A 25,355-nucleotide genomic window follows, 5' to 3' on the forward strand; every position below is an offset into this window, starting at 1 on the left:
GCGCACCACCCACCCCTTCTGTTACTCCCCCTCGTAGAACACCCGCTCCACAACCCCCCGCGCCCGCCGCGTCACGCGGCGGTAGTCGTCCAACATGCGCCCCGCCGTGCCCGGTTCGTAGCCGAGGTAACGGGCCACCGCCGCCGTCTCCCTGCTGTCCGTGGGGAACGTGTCCAGCGGCCGGCCGCGCACCAGCATCACCGCGTTCCGGACCCGGGAGGCCAGCACCCACGCCTCGTCGAGGATCTCCGCGTCGTCCGCCGACAGCAGCCCGGCCCCCGTCGCGGCGGCCAGCGCCGCGCGGGTGCCGGTGGTCCGCAGCGCGGGCAGCTCCGCCGCGTGGCGGAGCTGCACCAGCTGGACCGTCCACTCGATGTCGGAGAGCCCGCCCCGCCCCAGCTTGGTGTGGGTCGTCGGGTCGGCGCCGCGCGGCAGCCGCTCCGCCTCCATCCTGGCCTTCAGCTTCCGGATCTCGAAGACGTCCTTCTGGGCCAGGCCGTCGGCCGGATAGCGCAGCGGGTCGACGAGTTCGACGAAGCGACGGCCCAGGTCCTCGTCCCCGGCGACCGGCTCGGCGCGCAGCAGCGCCTGGCTCTCCCAGACCAGCGACCAGCGCCGGTAGTACGCGGCATAGCTGGCCAGCGAGCGGACCAGCGGCCCGTTGCGGCCCTCGGGACGCAGGTCGGTGTCGACCAGCAGCGGCGGGTCCACGCTGGGCAGTTGGAGCAGCCGGATCATCTCGTTGGCCAGCGCCCTGGCCTGGTTGGCGGCGGCCGACTCGTCGGCGCCGGGCAGCGGGTCGTGCACGAGGACCACGTCCGCGTCCGAGCCGTAGCTCAGCTCGCGCCCGCCGAAGCGCCCCATCGCGATCACCGCGAGCCGGGTCAGCGGCTCCTCGCCCCCGGCGCGACGCGCTGCGGTCGCGGTCTCCAGGGCGCCGACCAGGGTGGCCGCGTTGATGTCGGTGAGCGCGTCGCCGACCAGGTCGAGGGCGGCGCCGTGGTCGGTGAGGGCGTCCGGGCTGTCCTCGGGGGCGTAGGCGCCGATGATGTCGGCGGCGGCCGTGCGGAACATCTCGCGCCGGCGCACGCCCCGCGCCGCTGCGGCCGCGTCCTCCGGGGAGCCGGCCCGGCCGACGGCCGCGCGCACCTCCTGGGTGAGCGCGGCCCGGCCGCGCGGCGCGAGCCCCGCGCGGTCGCCGAGCAGGGCGACCGCCTCGGGGGCGCGCAGCAGCAGGTCGGGGGCGAGCCGGCCGGCGGACAGCACCCGGGCGAGGTTCTCGGCCGCGGCGCCCTCGTCGCGCAGCAGCCGCAGGTACCAGGGGCTCGATCCCAGCGCGTCGGAGACCTTGCGGAAGCCGAGCAGCCCGGCGTCCGGGTCGGCCGAGTCGGCGAACCGGTCCAACAGCACGGGCAGCAGCGTGCGTTGGATGGCGGCCTTGCGGCTCACGCCGGAGGCCAGCGCGGTCAGGTGGCGCAGCGCGGCGGTCGGGTCGGTGTAGCCGAGGGCTTCGAGGCGTTCCTTGGCCGCGCCCTCGCCGAGCCTGGCCTGTCCCGCCTCCAGCCGGGCGACGGCCTCCAGCAGCGGCCGGTAGAACAGCTTCTCGTGCAGCCGGCGCACGCCCGAGGTGTGCCGGCGCCAGGCGTCGGTCAGCTCCCTGACCGGGTCGCCGGTGAAGCCGAGGGAGCGGCCCAGGCGCCGCAGCTCGGCCTCGTCGGTCGGCATCAGATGGGTGCGGCGCAGCCGGTGGAGCTGTATCCGGTGTTCGACGGTGCGCAGGAAGCGGTAGGAGCGGTCCAGTTCGGCGGCGTCGGCGCGGCCGACATAGCCGCCCTCGGCGAGCGCGGCCAGCGCCTGGAGGGTCGGGGCGTGCCGCAGCTCGGGGTCGGTCCTGCCGTGCACCAGCTGGAGCAGCTGGACGGCGAACTCGACGTCGCGCAACCCGCCGGGCCCGAGCTTGAGTTCCCGCTCCAGCTGGGCGGCGGGGATGGAACGCTCGACGCGGCGGCGCATCTGTTGCACGTCGGGGACGAAGTTCTCCCGTTCGGAGGCCCGCCACACCAGCGGGTCGACCGCCGCGCGGTACTCCTCGCCGAGGGTGAGGTCGCCGGCGATGGGCCGGGCCTTGAGGAGCGCCTGGAACTCCCAGGTCTTGGCCCAGCGTTGGTAGTAGGCGAGGTGGCTGCTCAGGGTGCGGACCAGCGGGCCGTTGCGGCCCTCGGGGCGGAGGTTGGCGTCGACGGGCCAGATCGTGCCCTCGGCGGTGCTGTCGGAGCAGATCCGCATCATGGCGGAGGCCAGCCGGGTGGCGGCGCGCAGCGCGGTCTCCTCGGGGACGCCCTCGACGGGCTCGGCGACGAAGATCACGTCGACGTCGGAGACGTAGTTCAGCTCGCGGCCGCCGCACTTGCCCATGCCGATGACCGCGAGCCGGCACTGGGCGGCGTCGCCCGGGGCGCCGGCCTCCGCGATCCGCAGCGCGGCGCGGAGCGTGGCGGTGGCGAGGTCGGCCAGTTCGGCGGCGGTCTCGGCGAGGTCGCTGCTGCCGGTGAGGTCGCGGGCGGCGATGGTGAGCAGCGCCCGGTGGTAGTGGACGCGCAGCGCGTCCCGGTCGTGGGCGTCGGCGAGCGCGGCGGTGAACTCCTCGGTGCCGGGGTGCAGGTCGCTGGTCTCGAAGGCGACCAGCGCCTGCCAGGTGGCGGGGTGGCGCACCAGTTCGTCGGCGAGGCCGTCGGAGGCGCCGAGCACGGCCAGCAGCCGGTCCCGCAGCGGCTTGGCGGCGAGCAGGGTGTCCAGCAGCCGGGGGCGTTCGGCCTCGGGCTGGGCCTCGACCAGCCGGGCGAGCGCGCGCAGCGCCTGGTCGGGGTCGGCGACCGAGCCGAACGCGTCCAGCAGGGCGGGGTGTTGGGCGACGGGCCGCAGGGCCGGGGTGTCGAGCAGGCGGTCGGCCGCCGAGGGGTCGGTGAACCCCCGGCGCAGCAGTTGTCCGAAGCGGCTGTCTCTTCGTCCTCCCACCGGCACCGTGGTCGTCCCCTCTCGGTCCTGACCTGGCGACCGGCCGCCGTGGCGCGCGGCCGGTCCTGTCGGAACGAAGCCTAGCCACGCCCGCCCCGGGGCGTTCGCCGGCGTCCCGGTCGGGGCGTTCAGCTGCCGCGCGCCGGGGCGGGGGTGATGTTGTGGTTGAAGCGGAACATGTTGTCGGGGTCGAAGCGGCGCTTCAGCTCGGCCAGCCGGGGGACGTCGGCCGGGTCGTGCACGTCGGGGGCGGCGGCGACGGCCAGCGGGCCGGTGAGGAAGTTGACGTAGGAGCGGCCCGTTGACCAGGGGATCATCCGCTTGATCAGGGCGTCGGCGTAGGAGCCGGTGGACTCGGGCGGGGAGATCACCATCAGGCTGAAGACGGCGTCCCGGTTGCCGACGGCGCTGGGCGCGGCTGGCGGCCGGCCGGCGGCGCCGCCGAGGTGGCGCAGCTCCAGCATGTAGGCGGGGCACTGGGAGACCTCGGGCCCGACGAGGGTGAGGACCTGGTCGACGGCGGCGGCGTCCAGGCCGCGCAGCATCACCGAGTGCGCGTGGTGGTCCAGCGGCTCGACGGGGTCGTCGTGGACCCGGGCGATCTCCAGGTAGGGGCGTTCGGTGACGGTGTCCAGCAGCGGCGCGGTGACGGCGCGCAGCGGGGCGAGCAGCGCCTCGCCCTCGGCGATGGGCCCGGTGTGGGCGACCCGCAGGTGCAACACGTGGGCGCCGCGCAGCGGTTCGGGGAACGGCGGCATGTCGGGGAAGCGGACCAGGGCGAGCGAGGTGGTCATGGTCTCGGGCACGGTGGCCGTCCACTCCCGCCAGGTGTGGGTGACCTCCGCCGCCGCCCAACCGGGGAAGAAGATGCCGCCGCCGTAGAAGCGGTCGACCGGCACCAGGCCGAACTCCAGCTCGGTGACCACGCCCAGGTTGTCCTTGCTGCCGCGCAGGCCCCAGTAGAGGTCGGGTTCGCGCTCGGGTCCCGCCTCCCGGACGGTGCCGTCCGCCGTGACCACCTCCAGGCGGGTGACCAGGTCGGCGGCGTAGCCGTACCGCCTGGCCAGCGGGCCGAGGCCGCCGCCCAGGGTGTAGCCGACGACGCCGACCTGCGGGGATGAGCCGTTGAGCGGGGCGAGGCCGTGCGCCCAGGCGGCCCTGATCACCTGCTCCCAGCGCGCGCCGGCGCCGACCCTGGCGGTCCTGGTGGCGGGGTCGATGTGGACGTCGGTCATCCGGTGGGTGCTGAGCAGCAGTCCGCCGTCGGCGGGCCGGGTGATGCCGTGTCCGGTGGCGCGGACGGCGACCGGCAGGCCACGTTCGGCGGCGTGCACGACGGCGGTGCGGACGTCGTCCCGGTCGGCGGCGGCGACGGTCAGCTCCGGGTCGTGTCGGGCGACGCCGTTGAACGGGGCGGGCGGGGCGGCCGGTTCGGCGGCGGCGCTGGCGGCGTCGCCGGGGTCGAAGACGGCGCCGCGCAGATGCCGGGCGAGCTGCCGGGCGAGCGGATGGGCGGCCACGTGAGGTCCTCTCGGCTGTGCGCTGGGAAGCACACAGTCTTGAGGTCCGGGGGCCCTTCTTACATCCCTCGTATGAGCGTCGCCGGATCACCCGGAGGCGCGCGGGATCATTCGCGCGCCCCCATTCACCTCTGTCCGCCGTCTGGCTGCCCCTTCAGAGGACCGGCAGGTTCTTGCGCAGCTCGAAGGCCGTCACCTCGGAGCGGTACTCCTCCCACTCCTGGCGCTTGTTGCGGAGGAAGAAATCAAAGACATGTTCGCCGAGGGTCTCGGCGACCAGCTCGCTGCGCTGCATCAGCTGAATGGCTTCCCCCAGGTTCTGCGGCAGCGGCTCGATGCCCAGCGCGCTGCGCTCCCGGTCGGTCAGCGCCCAGACGTCGTCCTCGGCGCCCGGCGGCAGCTCGTAGCCCTCCTCGACGCCCTTGAGCCCGGCGGCCAGCAGCACCGCGTAGGCGAGGTAGGGGTTGGCCCCGGAGTCCAGCGAGCGGACCTCGACCCGGGTGGAGACGGTCTTGCCCGGCTTGTACATCGGCACCCGGATCAGCGCGGAGCGGTTGTTGTGGCCCCAGCAGATGTAGGAGGGCGCCTCGCCGCCGGCGCCGGCGGTGCGCTGGGCGCCGCCCCAGATCCGCTTGTAGGAGTTGACCCACTGGTTGGTGATGGCCGAGATCTCCCCGGCGTGCCGCAGCAGCCCGGCGATGAACGACCGGCCGACCTTGGAGAGTTGGTACTCGGCGCCGGTCTCGTGGAAGGCGTTGCGGTCACCCTCGAAGAGCGAGAGGTGGGTGTGCATCCCCGAGCCCGGGTACTCGGAGAACGGCTTGGGCATGAACGTCGCCTGCACGCCCTGCTCCAGCGCGACCTGCTTCATCACCAGCCGGAACGTCATGATGTTGTCGGCCGTGGAGAGCGCGTCCGCGTACCGAAGGTCGATCTCCTGCTGGCCGGGGGCGCCCTCGTGGTGGGAGAACTCGACGGAGATGCCCATCGACTCCAGCATGGTGATGGCCTGGCGGCGGAAGTCCATGCCCACGTTCTGCGGTGTGTGGTCGAAGTACCCGGAGGAGTCGGCCGGGGTGGGCCGGCTGCCGTCCACGGGCTTCTGGTTCAGCAGGAAGAACTCGATCTCGGGGTGCGTGTAGAAGGTGAAGCCCAGGTCGGAACTCTTGGCCAGCGCCCGCTTGAGGACATAGCGCGGGTCGGCGTAGGAGGGGGAGCCGTCCGGCATCAGGATGTCGCAGAACATCCGCGCGGTGCCCGGGGATTCGGCCCGCCAGGGCAGGATCTGGAAGGTGCCGGGCGAGGGCTTGGCGATCATGTCGGACTCGTGGACCCGGGCGAAGCCCTCGATGGCCGAGCCGTCGAAGCCGATGCCCTCCTCGAAGGCCTGCTCCAGCTCGGCGGGGGCGACCGCCACGGACTTGAGGAAGCCCAACACGTCGGTGAACCACAGCCGCACAAAACGGATGTCCCGCTCCTCCAGCGTGCGGAGCACGAACTCCTGCTGCTTCTCCATTTCCACCCATCCTCGCTGGTCAGACGGCTCTCGTCCCCGGCCGCGCGGCGGACGGGACGGCACGGGGGACTCCCGAGCATCCCATCACAGGATTTCCGACGCGTTGCGGTTCGGCGACCGGACGTCCCGGGGCCGTTGGCTCCATTGTGGAGCACCGGGGGCGGGGCGCCGGAAAGCGACCCTTGGCCATGGCTTCACAGACCGACAACTCCCCGCGCCCGACCGGGAACCCGCAGGTCAGCGCCGGTCCCAACGCGTTGTCACCCGGCCGGAACCCGGCGCCGGCCGCTCGATCGGGGGAGCTTTGCGCAAGTGCCTGCGGCACCCGCCGGAAGACCTCTACTCTCCTGTGTCACATAGCGAGTTGTGACAGCTACGGCTAGTCGCGGCCGCGCGCCGGCGCACATGTCAGCGGCATGGGCCACCGTCGTACCCCGACCGTCCCGTCCCCTCTCCTACAACCCCGGTCCCTTCCAACCCGGTCCCCTCCCGTTCCGTCCCCGTCCGTCGCAAGCCAGTGAGGAAGCCCATGGTGCACGTCGGTTCATTAGAGCGAACCAGCCGACCGGTCCTGCCCACCGGACGGTGGTTCGCGCCGCCCGCCCTGGTGGCGCTCGGCGCGCTGGGCGCCGGGTTCCTGGTGCCGGCCGACGCCCGCCTCGCCGTGGCGTGGTGCGGCGCCCTGGCCACCCTCGCGGTGCTGCTGATCGCCGGCGAGACCGCCCGGCGCGGCCGGGCCGTCGAGCTGCTGAAGGCCCGCCTCCACCAGCATGTCGCCGACGCCGACCTGATGGCGTACGACCTGCTCCCCGTCGCCCTGGACCGGATGAAGAACGGCGACCTGGAGGACGACGTCATCCCCTCGCTCCCCGAGGAGACCTCCTCCGACCCCCAACTCGTCGCCGCCTTCGAGGGGATGGCCTACGGCATCCTCGACGTGCTGCGGGAGAAGGAGTTGCAGCGGGACTCGGCGAAGCGGGCGATCGTCAACATCGCGCACCGCATCCAGTCCGAGATCCACCGCCTCCAGGACGACATCGCCACGATGCAGTTCCGGCACGGCACGCCCGAGGTGCTCAGCGACCTGATGCACCTGGAGCACCGGATCAACGTCACCGGCCGGTTCGCCACCAGCCTGGCCGTGGTCGGCGGCGGCGCCCCCGTGCGGCGCTGGGCCAGGCCCATCTCGCTGCACGACGTGATGCGCGCCGGCTCCGGCCCGATCAACGAGTACCTGCGCGTCGAGCAGCACCGGGTGATCGAGACGGCCGTCGTCGGCCACGCCGTCGAGCCGCTGATCATGATCATGGGCGAGCTGCTGGACAACGCGACCCGCTACTCGCCGCCCACCAGCACCGTGGTGATGAACACCGAGGAGGTCGCCTCGGGCGTCGAGGTCTCCATCGAGGACAAGGGCGCGGGGCTCACCGAGGAGTCGCGGCGCCGCGCCGAGTTCCTGCTCCAGCAGGGCGTGGACGGCCTCGACCTGGAGGACCTGGGCGAGACCGCCAGGATCGGGCTGCGCGTCGCCGGCATCCTGGCCAGCCACCACGGCGTCAAGATCTCGCTGCGCCCCTCCACCTGCGAGGGCGTGCGCGCCGTCGTCTTCATCCCCGACGACCTGCTGACCGCCGTTCCCCCGCCCAAGTACCCGGTGCCGGCGATCCGGCCGACGCCCCAGTGGCACCTGCCGATCGGCGAGTTGGACGAGGAGCCGCAGTACGAGCGCAACGCCAACGGCCTGCCGCAGCGCCGCAGGCGGCGACACGCGGCCGGCGGGCGCACCGCCGGCGGGCCGGCGGGCGGCGGGCACGCGGGCGGCGGGCACGCGGGCGGCGGCGGGCACGCGCCGGCGGCCACGGCCCCGGCCGCGCCGGCCCAGCGGCGGCCCACGCCGGAGCGCCGCGAGTCGGGCCTGTGGGTGGACGCGTTCTTCGCCGGGATCAGGTCGGAGCCGGACGGGTCAGCCCCCGCCGACGACCCCGGCCCGGGTCCCGGCGAGGCCGAGCGCCCGAGCCCCTGACCCGGCCGCGCGCCCAAGACTCCCCCGATCACGTCGGCAACGTCGGCAACCTCCGAGACAAGGTGAGAAGCACGTGACACAGCGTCGGTTCAAGGACATGGACTGGATGCTCAGGGACCTGGCCGCCTCCGTCCCGTGTATCCGGCACATCGTGGTGCTGTCGGCAGACGGGCTGTGCATGGCGCAGCACGGCGACGAGCGGGACAGCGGGGACCGGCTGGCCGCCGCCGCCTCCGGGATCAAGAGCCTGGCCCAGTCGATCGCCTCCGAACTCCCCGGCGACGAGGGCGACGTGAAGATGGTGCTGCTGGAACTGACCGGCGGCTTCTTCTATCTGATGTCGGCCGGCGAGCGGTCCTATCTCGCGGTGACCGCCGACGCCGAGGTCGACCCGGGGCTGATCAGCCACCGGATGCGCGACCTGGTCCTGCGGATCGGCGAGCACCTGTCCACCGGTTCCCGGACGCCGGAACGGGCCGCGCCGTGACCGTGCCCGAGGAGGCGGAGGAGGAGCCGGCCCGCCGGAAGCCGGACGACGACCAGCCCGTTCCGCTCTATGTGGTCACCGGCGGCCGCAGCGAGTCCGCCGACGCCATGGCGTTGGACCTGGTGACCCTCGTGGTCGCCAGGGCCGACCCGCACGCCGGCCAGTCCCCCGAGCACGCCGCGCTGCTGCGGATGTGCCGCTACCCGATCTCGGTCGCGGAGATCTCGGCCTATCTCGGCCTGCCGTTCAGCGCGGTGACCGTGCTGCTGATGGACCTGCTGGACAGCTCCCAGGTGGAGGTCAGGCAGACCAGGGTGGACCAGCGCCAGGCCGCGGCCGATCCCGATCTCGACACCCTGAGGGCACTGATCGATGGCCTACAACGACTCTGACTCCGCCGAGCGGCTCGCCGCGTTCTCCGGGGGTCCCCGCGAGGAGGACCTGTTGCCCAGCTCGGCCGAGCAGTCGGTCAAGGTGGTGGTGGTCGGCGGCTTCGGCGTGGGTAAGACCACCATGGTCGGCTCGGTCAGTGAGATCCGGCCGCTGACCACCGAGGAGACCATGACCCAGGCCGGCGCGGGCGTCGACGACCTGGAGGGGATCGAGCGCAAGACCGAGACCACCGTGGCGATGGACTTCGGCCGGATCACCCTCAACGAGCGGCTGGTCCTCTATCTCTTCGGCACCCCGGGGCAGCAGCGGTTCTGGTTCCTGTGGAATGGGGTGATCGAGGGCGCGCTGGGCGCCGTGGTGCTGGTCGACACCCGCCGGCTGGAGGACAGCTTCCAGGCGATGGACCGCCTGGAGGAGTGCGGCGTGCCCTTCGTGGTGGCGGTCAACACCTTCCCCGACGCCCCGCTGCACCCCGCGCCCGAGCTGCGGAACGCCCTCGACCTGCCGGCCGGGGTGCCGGTGGTCACCTGCGACGCGCGGGTCTTCGACTCCAGCCGCGAGGTGCTGCTGACGCTGCTGCGCCACCTCTACACCCGGGCGACGGAGGCCAGGGCGGCGGAGGACCCACCGCCCGGCCAGGCCCCGTCCTCGGACTCCCCCGCGCCGGCGCCTGGCTCCCCCGCCCCGGCGCCCTCGCCCGTTGCCGCTCCCCCGCACCCCTCGGAGGCACCGTGACCACCACCCCCGAACCACCCCGCGCCCCCGCCTCGTTGGGCACCCCGCCGCCGGGCTGCCCGGCGCACGCCGGCACCGGGCCCGAGGGCGTGCAGCGCCTCTACGGCCCGGCGGCCTCCGGCGACCCGATGGGCCTCTACGAGCGGCTGCGCACCGAACACGGCGCGGTCGCGCCGGTGTTGCTGGAGGGCGACGTGCCGGCCTGGCTGGTGCTCGGCTACAACGAGATCCTCCAGGTCACGCGGAACCCGCGCCGCTTCCGCAGGGACGGCCGCGCCTGGTCGCCCTGGCAGCGGGGCGAGATCGGCGCCGACTCCCCCATCGCGCCGGTGCTGCGCTGGGGCCCGGACTGCACCCACCAGGACGGCGGGACGCACCAGCGGCTGCGCGGCGCGGTCAACGAGTCGCTGGAGCGCTTCGACCGGCGTGGCCTGCGGCGCTATGTGCAGCTCTACGGGCACCAGTTGATCGACCAGTTCGCGACCGAGGGCCGGGCCGAGATCCTCAGCCAGTACGCGCAGCAGCTGCCGATGCTGGTGCTGTCGGTGGTGCTGGGGCTGCCCGAGGAGGAGGGGCCCCGGCTGGTGGAGGCCAGCCGGCAACTGCTGATCGGCACGGAGAAGGCGGTCGCGGCGGACCGTTACATCCAGCGGACGTTGACGGAGCTGGTGGCCGCCAAGCACGCGACGCCCGGGCACGACCTGGCGTCCTGGCTGATCGCGCACCCGGCGGACCTGTCGGACGAGGAGGTGCTCCACCATCTGCGGCTGGTGCTGGTCGCGGCGAACGAGACGACGACCAACCTGATCGTCAACACGCTGCGGGTGGTCTTCACCCATCCCCGGTTCCGTGGCTCGCTGCACGGCGGGCGGATGACGCTGCCGGCCGCGGTGGAGCAGGTGCTCTGGGACGAGCCGCCGATCTCGGTCTGCCCGGGTGGATTCGCCAGCGACGACGTGGAGTTGGGCGGACAGAACATCCGCAAGGGGGACATCTTACTTCTGGGTCTCGCGGCCGCGAACGCCGATCCGGCGATCCGGCCGGCTCCCGGGGCGCCGATGCACGGCAACCGTTCGCATCTGTCGTTCACCTCGGGCCCGCACGAGTGCCCGGGCCAGGACATCGGCCGGGCGATCACGGTGACCGGGATCGAGGTGCTGCTGTCCCGGCTGCCTGACCTGCGGCTGACGCTGGAGCCCGACGAGCTGAGCTGGTCGGCCTCCACCTGGTCGCGCCATCTGGTGGCGCTGCCCGTCGAGTTCACGCCTCGGGCCCGCGCCGAGCGGATTCCGCTGGTGCCGCCGGCGCCGGGCCGCAGGTCGGCGCCGGGGCGGCAGCGGCCCAGGCCGCCGGGCGGCCCGGAGCGGGGCGAGCCCGCTAGGGACGAACGGCCCTCGCTCTGGGCGGGGTTGCGGCGCTGGTGGCGTCGCCCGGGCCGGCGGCCGGCCGGCGCGGAGCGGACGGGCGGCCGCCGGGACCGCTGAGCTGGGCCGGCGGACGCCCGGGCGCGGCGCGGTCGGCGGCCTGGCCCGTGGTGTGGCCGCTCGTGCGGCCGCCGGCCGGGCCGGCGGCGAGGTCGTGGCTGAGGTCGTGGGAGAGGTGGCCGGCGAGGTCTCCGACAACGCCTCGGCCGGCCGCGCCCCCGGCGTAGCGGGCCGAGGCCACACCCCACCGCTGGTTGCCCGCCATCCAGCAGCGCAGCCCGTCGACATAGCGCTCGACGGCCTCCCGGCCCGCCGCGTCCAGGGCCAGCCGGGCGGCGAGGTCCGGCAGCCGGGAGGCGGCCCGTTGGAACAACTCGACCCGGCCGCGCACCAGGTCGACGACCTGCCGCACCGCCGCCTCGCGGGAGCAGCCCTGGGCGCGCCGGCGGATCAGCACCAGGTTGTGCGGGTCGCCGGACGCCTCCTCGCGCTCCAGCGAGTGGACGTCGTTGCAGAGGAAGATCACGTCGCCGGCGCAGCGGGTGAGGATCTGCACCTCGGTGCTCCAGTAGGCGCGGACCGGCACCTCGAACCGGCCGGCGCGTTCGATCAGGTCGAAGCAGGGCGCGGTGCCCACCGCCTGCCGGCGCACCGCGAGATAGGCGTGCTCGTCCAGGGGCGCGCCGGCCAGGCGGTTGCGCGCCTCGCGCACATAGGAGCGGAAGAAGCGGGTGAGATGGCGCGCCGCGCGCTCCCGCCAGGCCGGCGACATGCCGTCGGCGGCGCGCCGCCACATGTCGGCGTAGGCGCGGGTCAGCGGCAGGTCGAGGGTGGGGGGCGCGCCGGGCGGGCGGTAGGCGACGGCGGCCAGGGCGGTGGTGAGCCGGGCGACGCGCTCCGGGCGGCGCCCCAACTCGCCGTCGAACTGGTCGTCGAGGGGAAAGCCGAGGCAGACCGCGTCGGTGGCCAGTTCCAGGTCCTGGGGGGCGGCGTCGGGGTAGGCGTGGGCGGCCAGGTCGGTGAGGCGCCAGTCGGCGTAGGCGCGCAGCGGGGCGCCGTCGGCGACCAGCCCGTGGGCCCGCACCCAGGCCAGGTGGTGGGCCCTGGCTCCGTCGGCCGAGGGATTGGTCCGGGTCTCGAACGGCAGGAAGAACCGCACGTCCTGCGGCATGGCCGCTCCCCTCAGTCCGGACGGTGTCCGGGTGTCGTCCGCGTGTTGCCGGCGCCCACCAAGCTCTGCCCCGACCGCAGGTGCGGCAATCGGACATTCCGGCGGACGGTGGCCGAAACTGCCCGCCGCCCCGGAGATCACCGCTGGTGACGCGTCGGGCACGGCTCGCCACAACGGCCGGAACCGGACGGCCGCCGCCGCTCCCGCCGCCCCCCATCGCGTCAGTTGGACGATTACACTCGCCACCATGCCTCAGCTACGACTCGCCCTGAACCAGATCGACGCGAGGGTCGGCGATCTGGCCGGCAACGCGGAAGCGGTGCTGCGCTGGACCCGGCACGGCGTGGAGCACGGTGCCCATCTGGTGGCGTTCCCCGAGATGATGCTCACCGGCTACCCGGTCGAGGACCTGGCGCTGCGCTCCTCGTTCGCCGCCGCCAGCCGGCGGGCGCTGGGCGAGCTGGCCGAGCGGCTGGCGGCCGAGGGCCTGGGCGGGGTGCCGGTGGTGGTCGGCTATCTGGACCGCACCGAGCACGCCCGCGAGCACCTGGGGCAGCCGGCCGGCTCGCCCCGGAACGCGGCGGCGGTGCTGCACGAGGGCCGGGTCGCGCTCACCTTCGCCAAGCACCATCTGCCGAACTACGGGGTGTTCGACGAGTACCGGTACTTCGTGCCGGGCGACACGCTGCCGGTGGTGCGGGTGCGGGGCGTGGACGTGGCGCTGGCGATCTGCGAGGACCTGTGGCAGGACGGCGGCCGGGTGCCGGCGACCAGGGCGGCGGGCGCGGGGCTGCTGCTGGCGATCAACGCCTCGCCGTACGAGGTGGCCAAGGACGACACCCGCCTGGAGCTGGTCCGCAAGCGCGCCCAGGAGGCCGGCTGCGCGCTGGCGTATCTGGCGATGGTCGGCGGGCAGGACGAGTTGGTCTTCGACGGGGACTCGCTGGTCGTCGACCGGGACGGCGCGGTGCTGGCGCGGGGCCCGCAGTTCGCCGAGGAGTGCCTGCTGCTGGACCTGACGCTGCCGGCCGCTGCCGACGAGCCGCCGGCCGGCCGGGTCGAGGACGGGATGACGATCGACCATCTGACGCTGACAGCCGAGCCGTTGCCCGCCTACGCGCCGGCGTATCCGGGCGGCGAGGCCGAGCGCCTGGACGACGCCGAGGAGATGTACCGGGCGCTGGTCACCGGGGTGCGGGCGTATGTGGAGAAGAACGGCTTCCCCTCGGTGCTGCTCGGGCTCTCCGGCGGGATCGACTCGGCGCTCTGCGCGGCGATCGCGTGTGACGCGCTGGGCGCCGAGCGGGTGTTCGGGCTGGCGATGCCCTCGCGCTACTCCTCGGAACACTCGGTGGACGACGCGCGGGAGTTGGCCCGGCGGACCGGGCTCGACCTGCGGACGGTGCCGATCGGCGGGATGTTCGACGCGTACATGGCGCAGGTGGGGCTGACCGGGCTGGCCGAGGAGAACCTCCAGTCCCGGCTGCGCGGGACGCTGCTGATGGCGGTCTCCAACCAGGAGGGCCACATCGTGCTGGCGCCGGGCAACAAGAGCGAGTTGGCGGTCGGCTACTCGACGCTGTACGGGGACTCGGTGGGCGCCTACGGCCCGATCAAGGACCTCTACAAGACGGGCGTCTACCGGCTGGCGCGCTGGCGGAACGAGGCGGCGGCGGCGCGGGGCGAGACGCCGCCGATCCCGGAGAACTCGATCGTCAAGCCGCCGAGCGCCGAGCTGCGCCCGGGCCAGGTGGACACGGACTCGCTGCCGGACTACGACACGCTGGACGCGGTGTTGGAGCGGTATGTGGACCGGGACCAGGGCTGGTCGCAGATCGTGGCGGCGGGCTACCCGCCCGAGTTGGTCACCGAGGTGCTGCGGCTGGTGGACCGGGCGGAGTACAAGCGGCGCCAGTACCCGCCGGGCACCAAGATCTCGCCCAAGGGCTTCGGCAAGGACCGCAGGCTGCCGATCACCAACGGCTGGCGCGAGGGCCGTTGACCGTAACAGCTCCTGACCGGCATCCGCTCCTGACCGTAAACCGCCCCTGCCGCCGGTTCGTTGACGCACTTGGTCTAGACATGTACATGGCATGACCGTACGCTCTCCCCCGCAGAGGTGAGAGCGCTCCCGTCCTTTGCTGTTCCACCCCCTCACAGGTAGAGCATCAAAGGAGTACCCCCACATGAGACGTAAGCCCGGCATTCGCCTTGGCCTGTCCGCGCTGCTGGTCGTCGGCGCGCTGGCCGGCACCTCGGCGGCCACCGCTTCCGCGAGCGCGACGAACCCCACCGCCGAACCTGTCGCGTCCGAGGGCCTGTTGACGGCCCTCCAGCAGACCTTCGGCCTCACCGAGGCGCAGGCCGTCGAGCGGCTCGCCGACGAGGCCGCCGCCACCGAACTCGCGCCAGACGCCCGGCAGGCGGCTGGCGCGGCGTTCGGCGGCAGCTGGTTCGACCCGGCCAGCGGCGCGCTGGTGGTCGCCGTCACCGACGCGGCGGCGGCCGCCGAGGTCGAGGCCACCGGCGCCGAGACCGCCCTCGTCGAGCACGACGCGGCGGCCCTCGACGCCACGCTCGCCTCGATCGACGCGCTCGCCGACGAGGCCGGCGCGCCCGACGCGGTGGCCAGCTGGCGGGTCGACCCGCGCGCCAACAGCGTGGTGGTCGACGTCGTCGAGGGCCAGGAGTCCTCGGCCGAGGTGGCCGAGTTCCTGGCCGCCGCCGGGGAGGCGGGGCCGGTCGCGGTCGGCACCGTCCCGGAGGCCCCGGCCACCTTCGCCGCCGGCACCGTGGGCGGCGACCCGTACTACACCGGCAACGTCCGCTGTTCCATCGGCTTCTCGGTGCACGGCGGCTTTGTCACCGCCGGCCACTGCGGCGGCCAGGGGCAGGACGTGTTCGGCTGGGACCGCTCGCACATCGGGCAGTTCCAGGGCTCCTCGTTCCCGGAGAACGACTACGCCTGGGTGAGCGTGGGCAGCGGCTGGTGGACCGAGCCGGTCGTGCTCGGCTGGGGCGCCGCCCCCGACCAGTTGGTGCGCGGCTCGGCCGAGGCCCCGATCGGCGCCTCGATCTGCCGCTCCGGCTCGACCACCGGCTGGCACTGCGGCTCGGTGCTGGCCAAGAACGAGACGGTCAACTACAGCGACGGAACGGTCGTCCGCGAGATGACCAAGACCAGCGTCTGCGCCGAGCCCGGCGACTCGGGCGGCGCCTACATCAGCGGCGACCAGGCCCAGGGCGTCACCTCCGGCGGCTGGGGCAACTGCTCCAGCGGCGGTGAGACCTGGTACCAGCCGATCAACGAGATCCTGGGCGCCTACGGGCTGACCCTGCACACCGCGTAACGCGCAACGGGCGGCGGCCCGGAGACGTTCTCCGCTTCTCCACGCGGAACCGGGCCGCCGTTCCGCCTCACAGCCCGGGGGCGCCCCAGACCGGGAACCAGCGGGAGAGGTCCTCCTCCACCCGCAGGTCGTCGGCGAGCAGGGCGCGCACCCGCAGCTCAAGCCCGTTGTCCCGGCGCTCCTTGACGCCGGGCAGCGGCGCGAACGGGTAGAAGGTGCCGCGCTTGTAGAGGTAGACCAGCGCCAGCGAGCGGCCCTCGGGGTCGGTGAACCCGACCAGCGAGCACAGCAGTTGGGGCCCGAAGCCGCCGTCCTGGAGCAGGGTGTTGACCGCGTGCAGGTCGTTCACCAGGGCGTTCAACTCCTCGGCCGGGTGGCGGGCCAGCAGCCAGGTGTAGCCGTAGTCGTCCTGGCTGAACTCGACGGGGTGGCCGGCCCCGGTCCCCGACCGGGCGCCCAGGTCGAGGTCGGCGTCGAGCAGCGCGTGCACCTCGTCCCGCACCCGGGTGAAGGCGCCGCCCTCCACGCTGGCGAAGCAGACCGAGCCGGCTCCCGTGGGCGTGAAGCCGCCGCCGGCGGCGAGGGTGACGGCGGCCGAGGGGACCGCGAACAGCTGGTCCAGATCAGGCTTGACCGGCTTGCGCCGGCCCAGGATCGCGTCGAGAAAGCCCACGAGGTCTCCCCTGTCTCTGCTGCTTATCGTTGCCACCGCGCCCTCAGGGGCGGCCCAGCTCCTGGGAGAGTCGGCCCAGCCGGTCCAGCCGCTGTTCCAGCGTCGGGTGCGAGGAGAACAGCCGGCTCAGCCCGTCGCCGGAGAGCGCGGGGGCGAAGTAGAACGCGTTGAACGGCTCGGCCTGCCGCAGGTCCCTGGTCGGGATGCGGGCCATCTGGCCGGACACCTTGGTGAGCGCCGAGGCCAGCGCCGACGGCCGGCCGGTGAGCAGCGCCCCGGTTCGGTCGGCGGACAGCTCGCGGTAGCGGGAGAGCAGCCGGGTGAGCAGGAAACTGATCACATAGACCACGGCACTGACCAGGGGGATCAGCAGAAAGAGCACATTGTTGTTGTTCCGACCGCCTCGGGTCAGCCCGCTCCACAGGGCGATCCGGGTGATCAGCCCGGCCAGCACGCCGAGGAACGCGGCCACCGTCATCACCGCGACATCCCGGTGCGCCACATGCGACAGCTCGTGCGCCAGCACGCCCTCCAGCTCGTCCCGCTCAAGGCGGCGCAGCAGCCCGGTGGTGGCGCAGACCATGGACTTCTTCTGGCTGCGGCCGGTGGCGAACGCGTTGGGCACGTCGGTGTCGGCGATGGCGACCTTCGGCTTGGGCATGTCGGCGAGCGCGCAGAGCCGGTCGACGGCGCCGTGCAGCTCGGGCGCCTGCTCGGGGGTGACCTCGCGGGCGCCCATGCTGTAGGCGGCGATCCGGTCGCTGAACCAGAACTGGACGAAGAACAGCCCGCCGGCGAGGACCAGGATCAGCGGCCACGCCTTGCCGAAGGCGGCGATCAGCACGCCGACGAAGACCACATAGAGGAGCCCGATCAGAAACATGGTGAGGCCCATGCGTCGGGTCAGCCCGTGATCGGGGGCAAACCGGGTGCGCGCCATGCCGTTCCTCCAGGCGTCGGGGGCTCCGGGCGTCGGGATCTCCCTCAAAAGTAAATCAATCGGAGGAAAACCGAGACAACGAGCATCAACGGCGACGAACGGGGGCGGCGACCGCTCGCCGGACGGCGCGGGCCGGCCGGGTTCACCTGCTGGTGATGCTCCACCCGCCGTCGCCGGCCGCGGCGGCGTCGCGGAGCGCGGCCCACGCGGCGTCGTCGAGCCCCAGGGCGTCGCCGAGGTAGGCGGAGATCGTGTCCGCTACGAGGGCGACGCGGGCGGGGTCCTCGTCGGTGGTCTCGGCGACCGCCTCGCCGGCGAGGCCGCCCAGGGTGTGCTCGCCCTCGGCGATGGTGAGCAGGCTCTTCGGGGACGGGCTGAGGTGGTAGGCGTCGGAGAACCACTCCGGTCCCCGGGTGGAGAGCTGGGACTGGTCTCTGCCGCCCGCGACGACCAGGGTCGGAGCCGTCATGGTGGAGTAGTCCGGCCTCATGAACGGAAGGTGCTCGGCGGCGAACGGGGTGAGCGTCTCGCCCGTTCCGGTCGCGGCGATGAGTGCGCCGGCCGCGGCCGCCGGATGGGAGAAGTCCTCCCCGGGCACGCCCTCGGCGTCGAGCACCCGCGCGCCGAGGAGCGTGCCGGCGGTCTGCGCGCCCCAGGAGTGGCCGACGACCGCGACCCGGTCCCGGTCGGCGCGGGTCTCCAGGTCGCCCGCCTGGCGGAGGATGGCGCCGAGGCCGTCGAGCACCGCGTGGAGGTCGGCGATCCGGACGCGCCAGACGGTGGCGAAGCGCGGGTCGTCCCACCCGATGCCGTTGCGGCGGGAGTCCAGGTGGGTGGGCTGCACGACGACGAACCCGGCCGCCGCCCACCGGTCGACGAGGGGCTCGTAGCCGTCCATGGACCACGCGTTGCCGTGGGAGAACACGAGGACAGGAAGGTCCGGGCCCGACAGGGGCGCGGTGACCTTCACGGTGAGGTCGACGCCCCGGCCCGGGGCGGGAACGGTGATCGGCTTGACCGCGACGATCCGCCGGTCGAGGGGAACGGTTGGCATGGGGGACCTGTGCTTTCTCCCTGGGGGCGCCCTGCCATACTTTGGCGGAGCGATGTTCCGCCAAAGTAGCGGAACATTGTTCCGCGAGCAAAGGGAGGGTCCATGCCGGAGTCGGTCGGGGCACGTCAGGCGCAGGCACAACGCACGCGCGGCGCCGTGCTGGCGGCCGCGGCGGCGGCCTTCGTGGACCAGGGCGTCCAGGCCCCCATCCGCGACATCGCCGAACGCGCCGGGGTCGGCGTCGGGACGATCTACCGCCACTTCCCGACCCGGGCGGACCTCGTCACCGCCGTCTACCGGCACCAGATCGACACCTGCGCCGCGCTCGCGCCCCGGCTGCTGGCGGAGTCCGCCGACCCGTTCACCGCCCTGGCCGGCTGGGCGGACGCGTTCGTGGACTTCCTGGTGACCAAGCACGGCCTCGGCGCGGCCCTGGGGTCCGACGATCCGGGGCTGGCGAACCTGCACGCCCTCATGCTCGACACCCTGGTCCCGGCCTGCGCGACGCTGCTCGACGCCTGCGCCGCCGACGGCGACCTCGCCCCCGGCATCGCCGCCTACCCGCTCCTGCGCGCCATCGGAAACCTCTGCATCACCGGCCCCGACTACGACCGGGCCGACGCCAGGCGCATGGTCGCGGTCCTCCTCGCCGGCTGCCGCCGCACGGCATAGCGGCCCGGCCCGGGCCGGGGGCCGCCGGTGCGGGCCACCGTCACGGGAGCAGCGCCTCCAGCTGCGGAAGTCGGCCGAAGAGGTCGGGCAGGCCACGCACCCCGTTCCGCGCGGCCTCGTGCGACAGCGCGAGATCGGGGCCGGTGCCCGCCTCGACGCCGGCCAGGCACCGGAGGATGTTCCACCGCGTGTGCCCCAGCCAGCCGCCGATCATGTACACGAACCAGTTCGGCCCCGCCGGCGGCAGCGCTCCGCCCCCCGCGACATAGCCGTCGAGAACCGAGCGGAAGATGGCGGGCTCGATGTCGTCGAGGCCGGGCCCCTTGGCGAGGCTCAGCGCGGTCGAGCCCAGCTCACCGGACAGGTCGAGCAGCCCGGAGAGTTCCCAGTCGAGCACCACCGGCCGCCCCTCCCGGGCGAGCAGGTTCCACGGCTGGATGTCCCGGTGCGTCAGCACGACGGGGCCGGGCCGTTCGCAGGTGTCGACGAAGTGGGCCATCGCGAGGAACGTCTCGACGTGCGCGGCGAGTTCGTCGGCCCACGGCTGTCCGGTCGCCGCCGCCCGCGCGGCCAGCTCGGGCCAGTCCCGCGCCGCCGGCTCCTCGGCCGACGCCTCGGGCCACGGGACGTCGAGGGCGTGGAGGCGCGCGAGGATCCCGCCGATCTCGACCGCGTACGCCGCCGACACCGGCGCCTCGGGCACCCGCTCGCCCTCGACCCACCGGTGAACGAGCGTGCCCCGGTCCGCCGAGACCGGCTCCGGCATCGGAACGCCGGCGGCGAAGGCCGCCCGCTCGAACCGGAACACGTCCTCGACGCGGTAGGTCCAACGGCGGTCGACCAGGTTCAACTCCTTCACGGCGAACGACCCCCGGTCGGTGTCGAGCCGGTACATCCGGTTGGCGAACCCGCCATGGACGCGGGTCATCGGCCCGGTCGGCGTCCCGAGATGCGCGACGTTCACCGGAAGTCCACCCGGGCCGCGACCGGCAGGTGATCGCTTCCGGTCGCCGACAGCGTCCAGGAGGACACCGGCTCCAGGGAACGCACCAGGATCTGGTCGATTCTGGCCATCGGGAAGGTCGCCGGCCAGCTGAAGCCGAAGCCCGCCCCGGCCGCGCCCTGGGTGGAGCGCAGCTGGGAGGTGAGCGGGGCGAGCGCCCGGTCGTTCATGGTCCCGTTGAGGTCACCGAGCAGCACCGCGTGGTCCACCCGCTCGGCGGCGATCGCCTCGCCGAGCAGCTCGGCCGAGCGGTCCCGCCGCTCGGCGGTGAACCCGGCCCTGAACTGCACCCGCACCGAGGGGAGATGCGCGACATAGACGGCGACCGGACCGCGTTCGGCGTTGACCGTGCCGCGCAGCGCCCGCGTCCAGCCCATCCCGGTGTCCACCGGCGCCACGTCGGCCAGCGGGTAGCGGCTCCACAGCCCGATGGTGCCCTCGACCGCGTGGTACGGGTAGGCGTCGGCCAGCTCCGCCTCGTAGGTGCGCAGCGCGCGCTGCGGCACCTCCTGGAGCGCGACCACGTCGGCGCCGCTCTCCGAGATCTGCCGGGCGGTGCCGGCGTGGTCGGCGTTGTCGGCGTCCACGTTGTGGCTGACCACCATCAACTCGCCGCCGCCGGCGGTCTTGTCCAACAGCAGGCCGCCGAAGAGGTTGGTCCACACCAGCGCCGGCACCAGCAGCGCGACCAGCGCCGTCGCCGAGCGGCGCAGCAGCGCGCAGCCGGCGAGCACCGGGATGGCCAGCCCGCACCAGGGGAGGAACGTCTCCAGCAGGCTGCCGACGTTGCCGATCCGGTTGGGCAGCCGGGAGTGCAGGGTCAGCAGCAGCGCCAGCGCGAGGGCCAGGCCGGCCGGCCACAGGCCGCGCCGCCAGCGGCCGGTCCGGTCGCTCCAGCGCGGTGTCCCGGCCCCCGGCCCGTCGGGGCCGTTCGGCTCGTCGGCCGAGGCTCCTCCGCTCGGCGTCGGGGTGTCCAGCTGTGCCATTCGCGCCCTCGCTGACCGATCGTGCCTTGGTCCTGGTCATTGCCGCCGGGTCGGTGCCGCCGGGTCGGTGCCGCCGGGTTGGTGCCGCTGTCCGGGCTCCGCGCATCCACCTGCGCGGGGCCTCGAAGGGGAGGACGGTCGAGGCGCGGCGCGGGGTTCCCGTTATATCAGCCGCGATCTTCGCCCCCCACTTCCCGCCCGCGCCGGTCGGTGCGATGCTGGGAGGAGTCCGGGGACGCCGCTTGAGGCGCCTCGAGATCACGAGAACAGGAGCAGCGTGATGACGCAGTCCACTCCTGCCCAGGCGCCGGCCGCCACAGCGGAGCGCACCGGGCTCTACGGCGGCAAGAGCAGCCGCAGGATCACGGTCCGGGACATCGCGGCGGCCAAGCGGCGTGGCGAGCGGTGGCCCATGCTCACCGCCTACGACGCGATGACCGCCTCCGTCTTCGACGAGGCCGGCATCCCCGTGATGCTGGTGGGCGACTCGATGGGGAACACGGCCCTGGGGTACGACTCCACGGTGCCGGTCACCCTGGAGGAGATGACGATGCTGGCGGCGGCCGTGGTGCGGGGCACCCGGCGGGCGCTGATCGTCGGGGACCTGCCGTTCGGCTCGTTCCAGGAGGGCCCGGTGCAGGCGCTGCGCAGCGCCACCCATCTGGTCAAGGAGGCCGGGGTCGGCGCGGTCAAGCTGGAGGGCGGCGAGCGTTCGGCCGACCAGATCAGGCTGCTGGTGGAGTCCGGCATCCCGGTGATGGCGCACGTGGGGCTGACCCCGCAGTCGGTCAACGCGTTCGGCGGCCACCCGGTGCAGGGCAGGGGCGACGAGGCGGCGGCGCAGCTGCTGCGGGACGCCAAGGCCGTGCAGGACGCGGGCGCGTTCGCGGTGGTGCTGGAGCTGGTGACGGCCGAGCTGGCCGCCGAGGTGACGCGCAGCCTCTACATCCCGACGGTCGGGATCGGCGCCGGGCCCGAGTGTGACGCGCAGGTGCTGGTCTGGACGGACATGGCGGGGATGACGGAGTGGCCGGGCGGCCGGCTGCCGCGCTTCGTCAAGCAGTACGGGCAGCTGCGGGCGGCGCTGGGCGACGCGGCGAAGGCGTTCGCCGAGGACGTGGTCCAGGGCGCCTACCCGGCGGAGGAGCACAGCTTCCACTGAGCGCGCCCGCCCGCCGGGCCCCTCAGGAGGACTGGGACCTGGCCCGACGCGCGTAGTACCAGGCCATGTTGGAGGAGACCCCGGCCAGCAGCACCCAGATGATGCCGAACCAGTCGCCTCGGGCGAACGAGATCACGGCGGCCGCCACGGTCAGCAGGCAGAGCAGGAGCGCGTAGCGGCTGAGCCGGCGCGCCTGGGTGGCGGAGTTCGGGGCTGCCATGGGCGGGCCTTCCGGGAACGAGGGTGCGACGGTCGTGTCCGGTGGGCGCCGGGCACGACCGCCATTCTCCCCCGGCGGGTCAGATGTCGGTGAGGCGGATGCCGGCGTGTGCCCGGTAGCGGCGGTTCACGGCGATCAGGTTGGCGACCAGCGCCTCGACCTGGTGCGCGTTGCGCAGCCGGCCGGCGAAGACCCCGCGCATCCCGGGGATCAGCTGGGCGATGGCCTGCACGGTGGCGCAGTCCTCGCGGTCCTCGCCGAGGACCATCACATCGGTGTCGATCTTCTCCAGCTCGGGGTTCTGGAGGAGGACGGCCGAGAGGTGGTGGAACGCGGCGGTCACCCGGGAGTCGGGCAGCAGCGCGGCGGCCTGCTCGGCGGCGCTGCCCTCCTCGGGGACGATCGGGTAGGCGCCGCGCTTGTCGAAGCCGAGCGGGTTGACGCAGTCCACCACGAGCTTGCCGGCCAACTCGGCGGTGAGCGCGGACAGGGTGCGGGCGTGGCCCTCCCAGGGCACGGCCACGATCACCACGTCGGAACGCCGGGCGCACTCCGCGTTGTCGGCGCCCTCGACGCCGTGGCCGATCTCCTCGGCCGCCGCCCGGGCGCGTTCGGCGGCACGGGAGCCGATGATCACCTTCTGGCCCGCGCGGGCCAACCGGTAGGCCAGGCCCCGGCCCTGGTCGCCGGTGCCGCCGAGCACGCCGATCGTCAGATCGGAGACGTCGGGCAGTTCCCAGGGGTCGCGGCGGGCTGGTGAGGAGTCGTCACGTGTCGTCATACGCCCGATCCTGCCACCGGCCGCCGGGTTTCCCCGGCGGATGTCGCGTTGCTCACGCCCGGGGAACGCGGCGGCTGGCGCGCGTTCACCAGGGGCCGGGGTCCTCGCCTTCGGGACGGCGGCGCTCGGGGCGGTCGGGGTCCGCGCGGTCGGGGTCGGCGCCGTCGGGGTCCGCGCGGTCGGGGTCGTCGTTCCAGCGGGGGTCCTGGCGCCAGCTGTCGTCGCGGTCCCTGGCGATCTCGATGGCGCGGGCCGCCTCCTCACGGTTGGCGTAGGGGCCCATCCGGTCCTTGGCGGGGCACTCCAGCCCCTCCTCGACCTTCCCGTGCCGCAGGCAGTAGTACCACTCGCCCGCCTTGCCGCTTGGCTTGCGCTTGAAGAGAGCCATGTTCCTTATCCTGCCCGCCCGTAGACTCGGACGCATGTCTGGCCAGTCACTTCTTCAGCCCGGCAGGATCTCGCCTCGGCGCTCCGTGCCCTCCGCCATTCCCCGCCCCGCGTACGTGGGTCAGGCGGGTCCGGCCCGCTACACCGGGTCCGACGTGCAGGACGCGGAGACCGTCGAGCGGATGCGGGTGGCGGGCCGGATCGCGGCGCGGGCGCTGGCCGAGACCGCGCGGCACATCGAACCCGGCGTCACCACCGACGCGTTGGACGCGGTGGCGCACGCCTTCCTCTGCGACCACGGTGCCTATCCGTCGACGCTGGGGTACCGGGGGTTCCCCAAGTCGCTGTGCACCTCGGTGAACGAGGTGATCTGCCACGGCATCCCGGACTCGACGGTGCTGAGGGAGGGAGACATCGTCAACCTCGACATCACGGCCTTCGTCGGCGGGGTGCACGGGGACACCAACGCGACGTACGCGGTGGGCGGTCCCGAGGCGCTGGACGAGGAGTCGCGGCTGCTGGTGGAGCGGACGCGGGAGGCGCTGGACCGGGCGATCCGCGCGGTGCGCCCGGGGCGGCGGATCAATGTGATCGGCCGGGTGATCGAGTCCTATGCGAAACGTTTCGGCTATGGCGTGGTGCGGGACTTCACCGGTCATGGCGTGCACACGGCCTTTCACTCCGGCCTGATCGTGCCGCACTTCGACGACCCGGGCGCGGACACGGTGCTGCTGCCGGGGATGACGTTCACCATCGAGCCGATGCTCAACCTCGGCACCCATGAATGGGAGATGTGGGCGGACGAGTGGACCGTGGTGACCAAGGACCGTAAGCGTTCGGCCCAGTTCGAGCACACCCTGGTCGTCACCGAGGGCGGGGCCGAGGTGCTGACGCTGCCCTGAGCGCGCGGGACGGGGATCGGTACCGGGGGCACGGTTTTACCGACGGGCTGTCGGCAAGTTCTTGACTTAGGTAAGCCTAAGTAGACACTATGGCGGGGCGCGACGTTCTGCCGCGCCCCGTCGCCCTGAGGCCCTGGAGGTCACGCGTGACCGTTCTCGACGCCACCCCCGCCCCGTTCTCCACCCTGATCCGCCAGGCCTCGCACGCCCAGCACGAGGCAGCCCACGACTCCACCTTCATGGACGACCTGCTGGGCGGCCGGCTCGGGATCGACGCCTTCCGCCGGTACACGGAGCAACTCTGGTTCGTCTACCGGGCGTTGGAGGAGGGCGCCGAGCGGCTGGCCGCCGACCCGGTGGCCGGGCCCTTCCTGCGGCCCGAGCTGTTCCGCGTCCCCGCGCTGGAGCGCGACCTCGACCATCTGCACGGCGGTGCCGACTGGCGCGCCACCGTCCACGCGCTGCCCACCACCGAGCGGTACGCGGCGCGGGTGCGCGAGGTGGCCGAGACCTGGCCGGGCGGCTATGTCGCCCACCACTACACGCGCTATCTGGGCGACCTCTCCGGCGGCCAGGTGGTGCGGAGCGTCGCCGAGAAGACCTGGGGCCTTGAGCGCCGGGGCGACGGCGTGCGGTTCTACGTCTTCGACGAGGTGCCCAACCCGGCCGCCTTCAAGCGGGAGTACCGGACGGCGCTGGACGCGATAGCCGTGGACGAGGCCGAGCGGGAGCGCGTGGTGGGCGAGTGCCGGCTGGCGTTCGGGCTGAACATCGCGCTGCTGAGCGAGCTGGACGCCGTCGCCCGCTGAGGCACCCACCCGGGAACCCCGAGAACATCCGGAGCACCTCTCCGCGCGGTTCGCCACCGCGCGGAGACCTTTCCGGTGAATATTTCCGATAAGCGCGTTTTTAGCTTGGTGTGTGCTGGAGGACACGGGACT

General features: G+C 73.4%; 22 protein-coding genes and 1 pseudogene. 11 read left to right on the plus strand and 12 right to left on the minus strand.

The annotated features are described in order from the left end of the window. Nucleotides 1–21 precede the first annotated feature (21 nt). The 3 genes from FH609_RS08600 to glnA all read right to left on the minus strand — a co-directional run bounded on the left by FH609_RS08600 (nt 22) and on the right by glnA (nt 6,051). On the minus strand, nt 22–3,021 hold the full coding sequence (locus FH609_RS08600) for a bifunctional [glutamine synthetase] adenylyltransferase/[glutamine synthetase]-adenylyl-L-tyrosine phosphorylase (RefSeq protein ID WP_139666347.1): 3,000 nt from the start codon (nt 3,019–3,021) through the stop codon (nt 22–24). 122 nt (nt 3,022–3,143) lie between these two features. Next, entirely contained in the window at nt 3,144–4,535 is a 1,392-nt protein-coding gene (locus tag FH609_RS08605) for an FAD-binding oxidoreductase (protein ID WP_139666346.1), read from the minus strand. 154 nt (nt 4,536–4,689) lie between these two features. Continuing rightward, nucleotides 4,690–6,051: a type I glutamate--ammonia ligase gene (glnA, locus tag FH609_RS08610; protein ID WP_139666345.1), complete on the minus strand. Its 1,362-nt coding sequence runs from the start codon at nt 6,049–6,051 to the stop codon at nt 4,690–4,692. A 529-nt stretch (nt 6,052–6,580) separates the two neighbouring features. Here glnA and FH609_RS08615 point away from each other — a divergent pair. From FH609_RS08615 to FH609_RS08635, 5 genes and pseudogenes are all read left to right on the plus strand, one after another. After that, nucleotides 6,581–8,074 (plus strand): ATP-binding protein, encoded by a 1,494-nt coding sequence (locus tag FH609_RS08615; protein ID WP_139666344.1) that lies wholly within the window; start codon nt 6,581–6,583, stop codon nt 8,072–8,074. Nucleotides 8,075–8,171: 97 nt separating this feature from the next. After that, complete coding sequence (locus FH609_RS08620) at nt 8,172–8,561, plus strand: roadblock/LC7 domain-containing protein (protein ID WP_122400016.1); 390 nt, start codon at nt 8,172–8,174, stop codon at nt 8,559–8,561. Next, nucleotides 8,558–8,953 carry a DUF742 domain-containing protein gene (locus tag FH609_RS08625; RefSeq protein ID WP_226961495.1) on the plus strand — a complete coding sequence of 132 codons (396 nt, stop codon included), beginning with the start codon at nt 8,558–8,560 and terminating at the stop codon, nt 8,951–8,953. Before FH609_RS08620 ends, FH609_RS08625 begins: the two co-directional genes overlap by 4 nt. Further along, a pseudogene (locus FH609_RS08630) lies at nt 8,934–9,563 on the plus strand (GTP-binding protein); the annotation flags it as partial. The gene FH609_RS08625 and the pseudogene FH609_RS08630, both read left to right, overlap by 20 nt. 122 nt (nt 9,564–9,685) lie before the next feature. Beyond that, entirely contained in the window at nt 9,686–11,173 is a 1,488-nt protein-coding gene (locus FH609_RS08635; protein WP_226961496.1) for a cytochrome P450, read from the plus strand. Here the strand turns inward: FH609_RS08635 and FH609_RS08645 are convergent. Next, nucleotides 11,067–12,284 (minus strand): terpene synthase family protein, encoded by a 1,218-nt coding sequence (locus FH609_RS08645; RefSeq protein ID WP_139666342.1) that lies wholly within the window; start codon nt 12,282–12,284, stop codon nt 11,067–11,069. The two genes, FH609_RS08635 and FH609_RS08645, sit on opposite strands and share 107 nt — an antisense overlap. Before the next feature lie 247 nt (nt 12,285–12,531). Between FH609_RS08645 and FH609_RS08650 the strand changes: the two genes are divergently transcribed. Further along, entirely contained in the window at nt 12,532–14,286 is a 1,755-nt protein-coding gene (locus FH609_RS08650) for an NAD+ synthase (protein ID WP_139666341.1), read from the plus strand. 184 nt (nt 14,287–14,470) lie between these two features. Next, nucleotides 14,471–15,634, plus strand: a complete 1,164-nt coding sequence (locus FH609_RS08655) for a S1 family peptidase (RefSeq protein ID WP_139666340.1) — start codon at nt 14,471–14,473, stop codon at nt 15,632–15,634. Nucleotides 15,635–15,701: 67 nt separating this feature from the next. Here the strand turns inward: FH609_RS08655 and pspAB are convergent, their stop codons facing one another. From pspAB to FH609_RS08670, 3 genes are all read right to left on the minus strand, one after another. Beyond that, nucleotides 15,702–16,307 carry a PspA-associated protein PspAB gene (gene pspAB, locus FH609_RS08660; protein WP_139666339.1) on the minus strand — a complete coding sequence of 202 codons (606 nt, stop codon included), beginning with the start codon at nt 16,305–16,307 and terminating at the stop codon, nt 15,702–15,704. Between the two features lie 43 nt (nt 16,308–16,350). Then, a complete protein-coding gene (gene htpX / locus FH609_RS08665; protein WP_139666338.1) occupies nt 16,351–17,247 on the minus strand; it encodes a zinc metalloprotease HtpX in 897 nt (298 codons plus the stop codon). A gap of 142 nt (nt 17,248–17,389) precedes the next feature. Then, nucleotides 17,390–18,301, minus strand: coding sequence for an alpha/beta hydrolase family protein (locus tag FH609_RS08670; protein ID WP_139666337.1), 912 nt, complete (start codon nt 18,299–18,301; stop codon nt 17,390–17,392). A 102-nt stretch (nt 18,302–18,403) separates the two neighbouring features. Between FH609_RS08670 and FH609_RS08675 the strand changes: the two genes are divergently transcribed. Beyond that, nucleotides 18,404–18,973, plus strand: coding sequence for a TetR/AcrR family transcriptional regulator (locus tag FH609_RS08675; RefSeq protein ID WP_139666336.1), 570 nt, complete (start codon nt 18,404–18,406; stop codon nt 18,971–18,973). A gap of 40 nt (nt 18,974–19,013) precedes the next feature. Here the strand turns inward: FH609_RS08675 and FH609_RS08680 are convergent, their stop codons facing one another. Then, nucleotides 19,014–19,937: a phosphotransferase family protein gene (locus FH609_RS08680; protein WP_139666335.1), complete on the minus strand. Its 924-nt coding sequence runs from the start codon at nt 19,935–19,937 to the stop codon at nt 19,014–19,016. Then, nucleotides 19,934–20,962: an endonuclease/exonuclease/phosphatase family protein gene (locus FH609_RS08685; protein ID WP_139666334.1), complete on the minus strand. Its 1,029-nt coding sequence runs from the start codon at nt 20,960–20,962 to the stop codon at nt 19,934–19,936. The genes FH609_RS08680 and FH609_RS08685 overlap by 4 nt, the downstream gene beginning before the upstream one ends. 280 nt (nt 20,963–21,242) lie before the next feature. Here FH609_RS08685 and panB point away from each other — a divergent pair, with 280 nt between their 5' ends. Continuing rightward, nucleotides 21,243–22,124, plus strand: a complete 882-nt coding sequence (gene panB, locus FH609_RS08690) for a 3-methyl-2-oxobutanoate hydroxymethyltransferase (protein WP_139666333.1) — start codon at nt 21,243–21,245, stop codon at nt 22,122–22,124. A 22-nt stretch (nt 22,125–22,146) separates the two neighbouring features. On the opposite strand, the gene FH609_RS08695 is transcribed toward panB, so the two are convergent. The 3 genes from FH609_RS08695 to FH609_RS08705 form a co-directional block, all read right to left on the minus strand. Then, nucleotides 22,147–22,344 carry a hypothetical protein gene (locus FH609_RS08695; protein WP_139666332.1) on the minus strand — a complete coding sequence of 66 codons (198 nt, stop codon included), beginning with the start codon at nt 22,342–22,344 and terminating at the stop codon, nt 22,147–22,149. A gap of 79 nt (nt 22,345–22,423) precedes the next feature. Further along, nucleotides 22,424–23,125 carry an NADPH-dependent F420 reductase gene (gene npdG / locus FH609_RS08700; RefSeq protein WP_139666331.1) on the minus strand — a complete coding sequence of 234 codons (702 nt, stop codon included), beginning with the start codon at nt 23,123–23,125 and terminating at the stop codon, nt 22,424–22,426. Between the two features lie 85 nt (nt 23,126–23,210). Beyond that, nucleotides 23,211–23,513: a hypothetical protein gene (locus tag FH609_RS08705; RefSeq protein ID WP_139666330.1), complete on the minus strand. Its 303-nt coding sequence runs from the start codon at nt 23,511–23,513 to the stop codon at nt 23,211–23,213. 34 nt (nt 23,514–23,547) lie between these two features. Here FH609_RS08705 and map point away from each other — a divergent pair, with 34 nt between their 5' ends. Further along, the gene (map, locus tag FH609_RS08710; protein WP_139666329.1) at nt 23,548–24,414 is read left to right on the plus strand and encodes a type I methionyl aminopeptidase; all 867 of its coding nucleotides are present in this window, start codon (nt 23,548–23,550) and stop codon (nt 24,412–24,414) included. A gap of 146 nt (nt 24,415–24,560) precedes the next feature. Further along, nucleotides 24,561–25,223, plus strand: coding sequence for a heme oxygenase (biliverdin-producing) (locus FH609_RS08715; protein ID WP_226961497.1), 663 nt, complete (start codon nt 24,561–24,563; stop codon nt 25,221–25,223). Nucleotides 25,224–25,355: the final 132 nt, after the last annotated feature.

Origin of the sequence: Streptomyces sp. 3MP-14, from assembly GCF_006334905.2 — a bacterium.
Classification (GTDB): domain Bacteria; phylum Actinomycetota; class Actinomycetes; order Streptomycetales; family Streptomycetaceae; genus Streptomyces; species Streptomyces triticirhizae.